The organism is Shewanella sp. N2AIL (assembly GCF_022690845.1).
Lineage (GTDB): Bacteria > Pseudomonadota > Gammaproteobacteria > Enterobacterales > Shewanellaceae > Shewanella > Shewanella baltica.
The window spans coordinates 103,368-115,233 of sequence record NZ_JALBYT010000005.1 but is presented as its reverse complement, the minus strand read 5'-3'; the positions used below and the strand labels follow the sequence as shown (position 1 = coordinate 115,233).

At 48.6% G+C, this 11,866-nt stretch carries 10 protein-coding genes; 6 read left to right on the top strand and 4 right to left on the bottom strand.

Annotated features, from left to right (window positions below; genetic code table 11):
• Positions 1–22 precede the first annotated feature (22 nt).
• The 4 genes from MO387_RS05245 to MO387_RS05230 all read right to left on the bottom strand — a co-directional run bounded on the left by MO387_RS05245 (position 23) and on the right by MO387_RS05230 (position 4,006).
• Positions 23–274 carry a hypothetical protein gene (locus MO387_RS05245; RefSeq protein WP_107946172.1) on the bottom strand — a complete coding sequence of 84 codons (252 nt, stop codon included), beginning with the start codon at positions 272–274 and terminating at the stop codon, positions 23–25.
• A 107-nt stretch (positions 275–381) separates the two neighbouring features.
• Positions 382–1,521: an ABC transporter permease gene (locus MO387_RS05240; RefSeq protein WP_242326114.1), complete on the bottom strand. Its 1,140-nt coding sequence runs from the start codon at positions 1,519–1,521 to the stop codon at positions 382–384.
• Positions 1,522–1,615: 94 nt separating this feature from the next.
• A complete protein-coding gene (locus MO387_RS05235) occupies positions 1,616–2,350 on the bottom strand; it encodes an ATP-binding cassette domain-containing protein (RefSeq protein ID WP_107946174.1) in 735 nt (244 codons plus the stop codon).
• Between the two features lie 3 nt (positions 2,351–2,353).
• Entirely contained in the window at positions 2,354–4,006 is a 1,653-nt protein-coding gene (locus tag MO387_RS05230) for an alpha/beta hydrolase (protein ID WP_107946175.1), read from the bottom strand.
• Positions 4,007–4,107: 101 nt separating this feature from the next.
• On the opposite strand from MO387_RS05230, the gene MO387_RS05225 reads away from it, so the two are divergent.
• The 6 genes from MO387_RS05225 to MO387_RS05200 all read left to right on the top strand — a co-directional run bounded on the left by MO387_RS05225 (position 4,108) and on the right by MO387_RS05200 (position 11,803).
• Positions 4,108–4,479: a GntR family transcriptional regulator gene (locus tag MO387_RS05225; protein ID WP_107946176.1), complete on the top strand. Its 372-nt coding sequence runs from the start codon at positions 4,108–4,110 to the stop codon at positions 4,477–4,479.
• Positions 4,480–4,532: 53 nt separating this feature from the next.
• Positions 4,533–5,396: an ABC transporter ATP-binding protein gene (locus tag MO387_RS05220; RefSeq protein ID WP_107946177.1), complete on the top strand. Its 864-nt coding sequence runs from the start codon at positions 4,533–4,535 to the stop codon at positions 5,394–5,396.
• The gene (locus tag MO387_RS05215; RefSeq protein ID WP_107946178.1) at positions 5,393–6,703 is read left to right on the top strand and encodes an ABC transporter permease; all 1,311 of its coding nucleotides are present in this window, start codon (positions 5,393–5,395) and stop codon (positions 6,701–6,703) included. Before MO387_RS05220 ends, MO387_RS05215 begins: the two co-directional genes overlap by 4 nt.
• Positions 6,704–6,831: 128 nt before the next feature.
• On the top strand, positions 6,832–8,637 hold the full coding sequence (locus MO387_RS05210) for a long-chain fatty acid--CoA ligase (protein WP_006083744.1): 1,806 nt from the start codon (positions 6,832–6,834) through the stop codon (positions 8,635–8,637).
• 143 nt (positions 8,638–8,780) lie between these two features.
• Positions 8,781–11,264, top strand: coding sequence for a hypothetical protein (locus tag MO387_RS05205; protein WP_107946179.1), 2,484 nt, complete (start codon positions 8,781–8,783; stop codon positions 11,262–11,264).
• Between the two features lie 128 nt (positions 11,265–11,392).
• Positions 11,393–11,803, top strand: coding sequence for a thioesterase family protein (locus MO387_RS05200; protein WP_011982033.1), 411 nt, complete (start codon positions 11,393–11,395; stop codon positions 11,801–11,803).
• The last annotated feature ends 63 nt before the right edge of the window (positions 11,804–11,866 follow it).

The window sequence follows — 11,866 nt, the reverse complement described above, 5'->3', positions numbered from 1 at the left end:
CTAATGGTTTTAGGCCTGACTCTTATTTTAACGCGCTAATCTGTTGCTTTAGCTCGTACTCTGGCTCTGTCACTATTTTTTCAAGCACTTGCACTCGCTCGATTAGCGCTTGGTTTTGTAAGCTGAGTTGAGTCACTTTATCCTTAAGGTGGCTATCGTCTGTGGTGCCTACTCCAAGTTGGCGCGCCTTTAGATAGTGCTTAAACATCTCAGTGGCACTGATTCCTATGATGAAGGTGACCATAATCACCATTAAGACATATTCGTTTTCCATAACAAACTCCTGTGATTATTGAGGTTTTCAACTTGGGAACGACAGTGTTATCGTTCCCAAGTTTGTCGGTTAAAGTTTATTGCCCCAAGTTGATCAATCGAAGCACCCTACAAACCGAAGATCACTTTTTCACTCTTGAGCGACCTTTCCATGCCAAAGGCGAGTAGTACCGCAATGGCGAGTGTGCCTAAGGTCGAAACCAGTAACTGCAACATGGGCAAGTCTTTACCTTTGATAAAGTCCATTAAGGCCTGTTGCTGACCCGAAACTGGCAGCCACTGCAGCATGTCTGGCGCTATGTTGTAGCTGGCGGCCATCGACAAAGCTAAGGGCACAAACAGCACCATAGTCAGATAGGACTGGGCTTCCTTAAAGGTTTTCGCCATAAAAGACACAAACAATTGTAGGCAAGCGGCCATTAACGCGACGGGAATACCGACCACTAACATCAGCGCCATAAATTCCGTGGTGATGTTGACGCTAAAGCCGAGTTCTTGCCAAGGCACAAAGGTGTAAGCGATTTTAGACACCAGCAAAATCAGCACTAAACCGAGCAAAGCGAACAGACTCACGGCGATGATTTTTGACAGCACTAATTGGCGCGTCGTCAGTGGATGACTAAGTAACAAAGCCAGCGAGTTACGTTCACGTTCACCCGCGCTGGTATCTATGGCGAGGTTCATGCCCGAGATAAATACCGAGTAAATCATAGTGAAAATCGCGATACCTAAGATCATCCCGCCCTTAGAGTCTGTAGTCGCTTGGTCGTGGACACTGACCTTCAGTGGCTGCATCACGCGGGGATCGATACCGCGGGCAATCAGTCGTAGGCTGCCCATTTCTGTGCTGTAGGACTGCAGTTGCTTCTCGAGTCTTCGAATTGAGTTTTGCAGTTTTTCATTGGAATTATCGGCAACAATCGTGATCTCGGCGCCTTTGCCTTGATTCATCTGCGCGGCATATTCGGGGCTGATGATAAGCTCTATGGCTTTAAGCTCACTGTCCTTCACTTCACCGCTGCTAATGCCTTTATTCGATAAAAAACGCACTAAATCCGGCGCTTTATCAGGGTTGGTAATAGTGATTTTAAGATCGTCTGGACTCGTTAGCTGACCAATTAACACCATAAACAGGCCGCACATGATCAGCGGCGTGCCTATGGCGTAATAAAGCCCCGCCATCACGGAGCGCTTATCGCGAGCGGCATCGATGAGTTCTTTACGAACCATAGCGATTATTTTATTCATACTGTCATTCCTTTAACCATGTTCTTAAATGTCATGCCTTTACATATCAAGGTTTTAAAGGATAAAACCTGCGGGCGTAATCTTTGCTGGGTCATCATGCCGCTATCCCTTCATCTGTGCCGATCAGTTGAATAAAGGCTTCTTCTAGCGAGTCCTTACCCGTTTGGGTGCACAGTTCGGTGGGGCTGCCAATGGCGACGACTCTGCCCTGAGCCATAACAATCACTTGGTCACATAGCGCGGCGACTTCCTGCATCACATGGCTAGAGAACAGCACGCAATGTCCTTGATTCTTAAGGTCAATAAGAATGTCACGCAGCAGGCGAGTGCTCATAACATCGAGTCCACGGGTTGGTTCGTCGAGGATAATATTGCTCGGGCTGTGGACTATGGCTTGTGCGAGGGCGGTTTTCATCCTTTGGCCTTGGGAGAAGCCTTTGCAGCGGCGATCGCTAATGTCTTCCAAACGTAATTTCGCAATCACTTGGCTGGTGGCTTCCTTGGCCTCCTTGGGTGATAAGCCGCTTAGCTCGGCAAAATAACGAATGTATTCCCGCGGCGTTAAGCGTTCGTACAGACCAAAAGGGTCGGGGAATAATCCGAGTTGCTGCTTAGCGCCGATAGGGTCGATGGCGACATCTATGCCTTCGATTTCTGCTTTGCCGTTATCGGGTTTCAGCAAGCCAAAAATCGTGCGTAAACAGGTAGTTTTACCCGCGCCGTTGGGGCCGAGTAATCCTGTGATTTGGCCGTTTTGGGCGACGAAGCTTAAGTCATTGAGCGCCTGTACGTCACCGATGCGCTTGGAAAGGTTGGATACTTTGATCATGGCTTACTCCTTGGCCCCAGTGCTGGCGTTATCATCAGTCGTTGTGGTTTTTGTGCTGGTCGCATCAAGCGGTTCTACCGAGCTGGCATTCAAATAAAAGCTGCGGCGCACATCTTTCTTTAAACATTCGCCGTCGAGATCCTTAACGGAACCCGAGCGAACGAGATCGGCGATCAGGTTATTAGCGCAGGATTGATAGGCTACGCCGTGGGTCGCATAGGGTGCGACAAAGTGCTTGGCATTGGTGAGTTTTTCCATCGCTAACTCGCCCCAACTCGGTGGTGTCGCAGGGTCGATTTCGCCGGATAACAACAAGGTCGGAATATCGCTGCTGATGGGCTCGCTAAAGCTTTTATCGACCGCGGGGACTTTCCATACTTCACAGGTGGCTTCTAAGCCTTCGAGCATAGTTTTGCCCATAAAGGAATGCTGAGCCTGCTCGCGCATGGCGGGCGTAATACGGTGCATATCTTCGCCACAGACCACGGATGCGTGCATACCCATCGCCATGCCAGCATTGTCGATAGTGAGGGAATACAAACCGAGTATGGGTTGGAAGTTGTGTTTCGCGGCTTGATGAATTGCATGGGGCACTAAGGCGCGCACATTGGCTTGATACAGCGCCATGCGGATGGAGCCGTAGAACTTACCGCGCGTCATTGTCAGCATAGTCTTTTCACCTGTGACTGGGTCGTAGACGTTTTCCATCACAGGCGCTTTGGCGAGTGAGGCCGCGACTTGGTCGAATTCGGCTTTAAGCTCAGGGAACTGGGCATGACAAGCGGTGGTTTCTTGGCAATCCTTAAAGAGTAAATCAAAGCCTCGATCAATCGATGCGCCGATTTCTAACACGCTTTGTTGCATTGGCACTATGCCGTCTAAGGTCACTGTGGCTAAGTGTGCAGGGTATAAACGCATGTAAAGCTGCGCCATACGCGTGCCGTAGGATATACCGTAAACATGCAATTTTTTGTAGCCCAAATGCTGGCGCACGGCTTCGAAGTCTTTAATCGCATTGAGGCTACCGTATTGGGTGACGTCGGCATCGATTTTGGCTAAGCATTTTTGGGTTTCGGCTAAAGTGTCGGCATTGTCATCATCGAATGACAGTGGAGATTGCGCGCCTTCATCACAGGTCAGCAGATTCGAGCGGCCTGTGCCCCTTTGGTCGATCAGCAAGATATCCCGCTGTTGGCGGACTTTGCTCAGCATGGCATCGAAACCTGTGGCATTGTCTATGGCCGATTGTCCTGGGCCGCCAGCAATGGCGAGTAAGGCTTCTTCATGGTTGACGTTTTTCACCGCGGGCAAAACGACGTAATGCACTTGGATCTGTTTGCCATCGGGTTTGTTAGGATTTTCTGGCACAGTCACAAAACCGCAGTTTAGGCGATCGGATACGCCTTCCACATAACAAGTGTCGGTGTTATTCGCCATGTTCCTAGCGATATCAGCCGCTTGTGTCTGTTGGCTTTTTACATCACTCGCCCACGTCGTCGTACTTGCCATCGCCAGCATAAGTGCGCTTATGCTTAACATGCGCGTGCTTAAAATACGCGTGCACCATGTGGCATTAGTAGCGCCATGCCGTGGCCGAGTTGGCGAAGGGCGTTGAGCGGTTTTGCTTAACTTCCTGTGTGTCATGCTATCTATCATGCGCGCTTTCCTTTTTGCATTTCAGGACGAGTGTGTTAATTTAACTACCGGTGTATCGGTGTATCGGTGTATCAATGTATTAATACAGTGTGTAGAGGCTAATGTTAGAACTTTTAAATGTCAACCCCAGTAGTGGTGAACCAATTTACAAGCAATTACACGAACAAGTCGTGCGTTTAATTGTGGGCGGTCAACTGCAAGTGGATGATGTCTTGCCCTCTGTACGCCAGATTGCCGAGTATCTTGCGGTGAATCCTATGACTGTCTCCCGTGCGATTCAGCAGCTTGTCGATCAGGGGTGGCTTGAACGCCGCCGTGGCCAAGCGACAAAAGTCGCGCAGCGCACTGAGACTATGGCATCGGGGGCGAGCATGCTCGAACCCCAACTCGATGCTTTGTTGTCGCAGGCTAAACAGCTAGGCGTCAGCCTGTCCGAGTTAATGCAATTGATAAATGAACGCTGGCAAGACTAGCGTTAACCAACTGTCACTTATCGATAAAATAGAATAAAAAAGGATGATATTCGATGGACCAAGCGTGCACACCAATACTTGAATTTAGCCAAGTGAATAAAGTCTTTCGCGGTAAAGGCGCAGGTGAAAAGTGGGCGCTTAAGGATTTATCGTTAACCTTGTCGGCGGGCATGGTGGTTGGGCTATTAGGGCAAAATGGGGCGGGTAAATCGACCCTAATGCGCTGCGCTTTGGGTGTGCTCATGCCGGATTCAGGCAGTATTGTTACCTTAGGCGAAACGCCCGAAAACTTAACCTCAAAGGCAAAGGAGCGTTTAGGTTATGTGCCGCAGCAACCTTTTGGTTATGAAGGTTTTACCATTGAACGGGCTCTCGATTTACACCGCAGTTTTTATCCCAATTGGGACATGCAATTAGAGCAAGATTGGCTAGTACGGTTCGAGCTAGATGTGACTCAACAGGTGCAACGTTTATCTGTGGGGCAAAGGCAGTCGCTAGCCTTGATTATGGCGATGGCCTATCGCCCTGAGCTGTTGATCCTCGATGAGCCCGTCGCCAGTCTCGACCCGATTGTACGGCGTAAATTTATGGTCGATTTGTTCGATCTCGCCCTCGAATCTGGTTCCGCTGTACTGTTTTCATCCCATATCACCTCAGATATCGAGCGGGTTGCCAGTCATGTGGCGCTGATTAAACAGGGCGAATTAGTGCTGTTTAAAGAAATCGATTCCCTACGGGAACAAGTGCGTTTACTCACTCTCGCGCCCGAAACGGTTTTGCCTGAGTCGGTCACTGTGTTGAGTCGTGTCGGTGATTCAGTGCTGGTGGATTTAGGCGAGCACAGCGCGCCAATATCGGGCGTGTTAAAGAACGAAGCGCTTAATCTGGAACAGCTTTTTATGGAGCTACACAGATGAGTGCGCCAGAACTTAACATCACGCCGACAGCTAAAATGAAAGGCGCGCGGTTGATGAATCCATTTAATGGCATGCTGCGTCTTTGGTGTTTTGACGTCGGCAGTGTGAGCTTTTTAGGTACCGGCTTACTGGGAATGGTTTTAGGTTGCATTACAGCGTTGCAGGGCAAAAGCGACAGTGCTGAATTGTTGTTTTCTATGGGAATCGTTTCAAGCTCGGCGGCGGTGGCATGGCAACTCATACGTTTGATGGCGAGCGAGTGCGCCCAGTTAATTCCCCATTATCGCCGCCATATTTATATCCAAAGTGCAGCGGTGTTAACCAGCGTATTTGGCATAAGCGTATTGTTTTGTTTAGCTTTGGGTTCAACGTCTAGTCTACCCACCTTAGTGTTGGCCTTGGTGATGAGTTTTGCCTTTATTTGCCTGTGTTTACTCAGCACTCAGTGGTTTTACGCTTCCTTTTTATTGTTTGTTTTAGTGCCATTTATCTCTTTGATTACAGCTTATATTCCCCTATGGTTAAGCGCGATTGCACTGGTGGCGCTAGGTGCTTTCATTATCCGTGCCTGCCGTGCTTTACCTTGGCGTGCTGAGGCGAGAACCGTGTACCTCAATGGCCTCGAAATGGGCTGGTTCTGGCTGCCAAATTTGCAATCGATGCGCATTTTGAGCCGCTTTGAGCGTTATCTGCATCCCACCAATTTTTTTATCGGTCCTATGCTGACGATTTTATTGCTGCTTATACCGGCAGTCTGCCTAGTGCTTGGGGTGTTATCGCACCAATTCCATCAGAATTTCCCTGTATTACTGCTGTTGGCACAGTTCAGCGTGATTAGCTGTGCTCTGGTGCATTGGAGTCGAGTGCAGCGTTCGCGCTCGACCGAAACCTTATTGCTGATGCCTGGGTTTGATGGCCGAAAAGGGCTCATTGCGGCTTTTTGCCGTGGGCAGCAACGACTGCTGAATGTGGTCGTCGGCATTATGCTGGCGTGTAGTCTACTGCTGGGTTGGCTCAGTGGTGATCTGAATATGCCGTTAGTGGGTCATCTGGTGCTCAGCACTTACTGGGCCTGCGCTTTGACCTTAGGTTTTGGCTGTATGTGTCGCCGAGTGTTGCATGTCACGCTCACTATGATGGTTGTTGCGGGGCATTCCCTGTGGGTGTCCATCAGCCTTGCATCGTTACGCGATGGCGGCAATCTAGTCGATTGGATTATCTGGGATATGCTCTTAATGATACTTGGGAGCATAGTACTGATTTGGGGCAAGAAAACCCTCTGGAAGGGAGATGTCATTAGCGGCTAAACGGATATAGATTGCAATATTGGGACTCAGCTTGCACAAGATTAGAGCAAAAACTCTTAGTTTTTGACTGGCCTTCAGGTAGAATGGCGCAAAAGCGGTACACTTGTAAGCTAAAAGGTGAGTCTCTTATGTCTCTCGATCAATATCATGTTATTCGACTATTACAGCAGCAGAGCGAGTCTTTAAAAGACGCGATAGCGCTGGAAGGTTTTGAAATGGCCGCTCCTTGGTATCAGGTGAGCTGGCAAGCCTTTGACCAAATTAGCAGTAAAATTGCACAAGTGTTGATCGAACTTGGCGTACAAGTGCAAGACCGTTGCGTTATTTTGGCGCAAAACTGCCCACAGTGGACTTGTGCCGATGTCGGTACACTTAAAAGTCGCGCCGTTGTGGTGCCGATTTACCCCACCAGTACCGTCGAGCAGGCGAGCTTTATCGTTAACGATGCGGCGGCGAAAGTCATTTTTGTCGACGATGCTAAGCAATACGCTATGGCCTGCGAGCTTCAAAGCTTATGTCCAAGCCTAGAGCATGTGATTGTTTTTGATGCCAGCGTGGCACTTGCCGCTGACAAAGCTGAGCAGCATTGGCATTTAGATGCGCTGCTAGCGGGCGATGCGAAAGCGATTAAGCAAGAAGTTGAGCTTAACCAGCGTTTACAAGCGGCTAATCTTGATGACTTACTGACCTTGATTTATACCTCTGGCACCACGGGCGATCCTAAAGGCGTGATGCTGGATTACCGCAATATGGCCTCGACCATACGTCAACACGATCAAAAACTGGCATTCCATTCTGGCGATGTGTCTTTGGCATTCTTGCCTTTAAGCCATGTTTTTGAACGCAGTTGGAGTTTTTACGTTTTGTGCCGTGGCGGTCATAACGTCTATTTGCAAAATACCCAAAGAGTGAAAGAGGCGATTAGCGCCGTGCGTCCGCATACCTTGTGTGTGGTGCCGCGTTTCCTCGAAAAAGTGTACAGCGCCGTACAAGATAAAGTCGCCAAATCTGCCGACGGTCGTAAGAAGTTGTTTGCTTGGGCTATGCGCGTTGGCCAACGCCAGTTCGAAGTCGGCCAAGGTCGTGCTAAGGGCGGATTATGGTTGTCACTGCAATGGCGTTTGGCCCACAAACTTGTGTATAGCAAGCTGCAAGCCGTGCTTGGCGGGCGTTTGAAGTTTATGCCCTGCGGTGGCGCGGCATTAGATGTGAATGTCGGCAGCTTCTTCCATGCGATTAATATTCCTGTGCTGTGTGGTTACGGCATGACGGAAACCAACGCAACCGTGACCTGCAATACCTTAGGTAATCGAGTGCCAGGTTCTAATGGTCAACCTCTGTTGGAAACCGAAATCAAGCTAGGCAAGGACGATGAGATTTTAGTCCGCGGTGCGACTGTGATGCGTGGCTATTACAATCGACCAGAAGATACCGCCGCCGCCTTCGAAGACGGTTGGTTAAAAACCGGTGATGCGGGACGTTTCGATGCGAACGGTAACTTATTTATTACCGACCGTATCAAAGAGTTAATGAAAACCTCTAACGGCAAATATATTGCGCCGCAACGGGTTGAGGGTGCCGTGGGCTGTTGTCCTTTTATCGAGCAAGTGGCGATTATTGCCGATGCGCGTAACTATGTGACCGCCTTAATTGTGCCAGCGTTTGAATCACTGGAAGCGTGGGCGAAGGACAAAGGGCTGAAGTATGAGTCGCCTTTAGAATTGCTACGCCATAGTCATGTGGTTGAGCATTTTGAACAACGTCTCAAGCAGTTGCAGCATGAATTGGCGGGTTTTGAACAGATCAAAAAGTTCACGCTGTTGCCAGAAGCCTTCTCGATGGAAGCGGGTTTAATCACCCCAACGCTCAAGTTGCGCCGCAAGATGATTTATCATAAATACGCCCACGAAATTAATGCTATGTACAACAACTGATTGTTAAGTCATTGTTACTAAAGGCCGCTATTGCGGCCTTTTTTGTTTCTGCTACTTCCTGAAGCGCTTAACTTAGCTTAAAATTCGCTCCGTTTACTGGTGCGCACGAGGCGCAAGTTATCGGTATAAAGGGCGTAGTTTAAATGGAACTTTCGATTCGTAGTCTTTTCGCAGCCACAGCGGTGTTGTTGTCTGCTTTTTCTGTCACTCCTGCTGCTATCGCTGCGGATTACGACAAAATCGTCCACGGACCTGTGGATTTACCCCATGGCCAATGGCTTAATTTCTATCAAAAAGATCAGCAAGTGTGGGGCGAAATGCTCTACGGCGATGCGCCCGGCGTGCGTATTGACGATTATGGCCGCGCCGAAATTGTGGCGGTTTTTTACTATGACTTTGATAAAGGCGGCACTAAAGAAGTGATCGTCATGCTCAAGGATGCCGATGGTCAGCACCTGCGCGGCTATGGTTTTGATGGGGAAGAGCTGACTAAACTACCGCGCCTACAAGTTGTGCTCGATGAAGTGGCCCCAACCTTAACCACGTTTACCGTGGGCGGCGTCCGTAAAGTACTAAACCAAATTCCGCCACAGCAATACCGTATGACCTATGAGGCTGAGGGTGTCCAAGATCCTGACATCAAAGCGATTCTTGATGGGTCATCTAAGCTCAAGCCAACCTTAATCGGTTATCGAAACTCTGAAGGTACGTCGACGGATGTGAAAACCGCAGTGGAATACAAGCTGCGTTATCCCGTGACTCGCACCGATAAAGATGCCGAGGGGCGTGAACGAAAATACAGTCTAGTCGCGACTTTTGATCGCAGTGCCTATGTCGAAGAAGATGGCGGCTTTATGCTGGTGGCCATTGGTTACGAGGCCGACGACATCGATTGGCTTAAAAATGGCAGTGAAAAAATTCCGCGTACTGGCGCTTTCTATGAATATATGAGCATGGGCAGTATTTGGGCTGGCGTTGCCAGTGAAGCCCATTATGTGCAAGGTGAGCTTGATGGTCACTTTGCCGCCTACGATGCCCGTAATGGCAGTGTGATGTATGCCGGTGACTATAAACTAGGTAAGCAAGTGGGTAAGTGGATTGAAGCCGACAGCCGTGAAATCTATTGGGAAGGCGAGTACCTCGACGGCCAAAAACAGGGTAAATGGGTGTTGCAGTCCATGATGGATGACGCCGATAACTACGGCTTTATTCACTACAACAAGGGCGTGCCCGATGGCCCGAGTGAAATCTATACCCCAGATTACGATTCCAGCACAGAAGGCGCGAAGAAGTTGTCCGAAAAGGGCATTTATCTCAATGGCGTAAAAGATGGCGAGTGGCTTGAGTCTGATGGCAGTAAAGGCCAATACCAAAAGGGCGTAAAACAAGGCGCTTGGGTGGAAAAGGTCACCCAAGGGGACTATCGCTTTCAAACCGGTGAAGGCAGCTACCTTGATGGCAAACGTTCAGGCCCTTGGGTATATATCCGAACGCCAGATGCCAACGATGCTTTTACCACTAAGCAATCAGTGACTTACCTCTACAAGACCGAAGTCAACTATGAGAACGGCCTACGCCAAGGTGAGGCAAAGTTATTCAATAAAGATAATTTTATGTTTGCCCTTAAACATTATGATAAGGGCCGACTCCACGGTGAAAGCTTATGGTATTCAGGCCCAAATGCCGTCAGCAATGTTGCTAACTATCATTATGGCGAGTTAGATGGCCCACAAATGTGGCTCGAGCCTAACGGCGATCTCAATGAATTGAGTCAGTATAAGTTTAATGCAGCCGTTAAGCTTAAACCCTCGCAGGATGAATGCATGATGCGAAAAGAGCCTTACACAGGCGATTGTGAGGGTGTGTTAAACTCAAAAAATGCTGAGACTAGCTCGATTAAAGATGGTGAGCAGCGCGTGTATCGCGGCGGCCGACTATCCGAATTAACTTATTACACTAATGGGTCAGTTGATAAAGAATATCGATTCGATTCTAACGGCCGTTTAAAGTATATGAAGGCCTTTAAAGCGGGTAAGGAATATGGCCCAAGTATCAGTTATTCCACAGATGGTGGATACTCACTCTCTCAATATGGTCAGCTGGTGAATAACCGTCTCTCTGGCCCCCATTACAGCTTCTATCCGAATGGCCAGTTAAAGCATTTTTGGAACTACTGCCAGCAAGAAGGTGAAACCTGGAACGGTGAACCTTATTTCTGGGATAACGCCATTGCGCGCTGCGGTATACAGCGGGAATATTTTGATAACGGTGCTGTGAATTGCATCGAAGAGTTAGATAGCAATTATGCCGTAGATAAAGTCTGTTACGACATCAATGGCAAGTTATCGAGTGAAATGCTGCGTATCGATGAACAACATGTGGTCCATAAGCGCTATATCAATGGGGTAATTTATCAGGAAGAGCCGGGTTTTTCCGATTATTCGCATGTGACCAAAGGGCGCAAAATTTATCACTTAGAAAACCCCAAAAGCCATGGCGTGTTTAAGTCCTATCGTAGCGGCAAGTTAGAATATGAAAAAATTTATGATATGGGTAAGGCAGGATGCTTTAAAAAGTATGATGCCAATGGCAAGCAAACGGCAGAAACCGCCAGTTGCCAATTCTAAGGTCTAGGTTTGTTTAGCCTTTAGGGTCTGGTAGGCTTGGGATAAAGGATGAATTTGGTGCGGGTAGCTTAATCGCGATAAGCATTAAATTCATCAGTTTATAGAATAACAATAAAAAGGAAGCCCGAATGTCAGTTACCGAATACAGCCTCGAAATCCACCCAAGATTCACAGAAACCGATGGCCTAGGCCATATCAATAACACAGTGATCCCCGTATGGTGCGAAGCCGCGCGCACGCCAATTTTCGAGATTTTTAATCCAGAGTTGGATTTGCAGCAATGGAACTTAATTGTCGCGGGCTTTACCGTGGCGTTTATTGCGCCAACCTATTACGGCAAAAGCGTGACAGTGAAAACCTTTGTCAGCCGCATCGGTAATAGCAGCTTCGAACTGACTCAAACCTGTTGGCAAGCGGGCAATAAAACCGCCGAAGTGAAAACTACACTGGTGCATTACGACTACAGCTGCGAAAAAAGTCGCCCTATCCCTGAAGATATCCGCGAAATGCTCGCTAATTTGAATGGTGAAAGCGCTTAATCTGTCCTGTCTCTCGGTCAGCGCAATTGCAATTGCGCTGCTGAAGCGTTAATTTGTCGACCC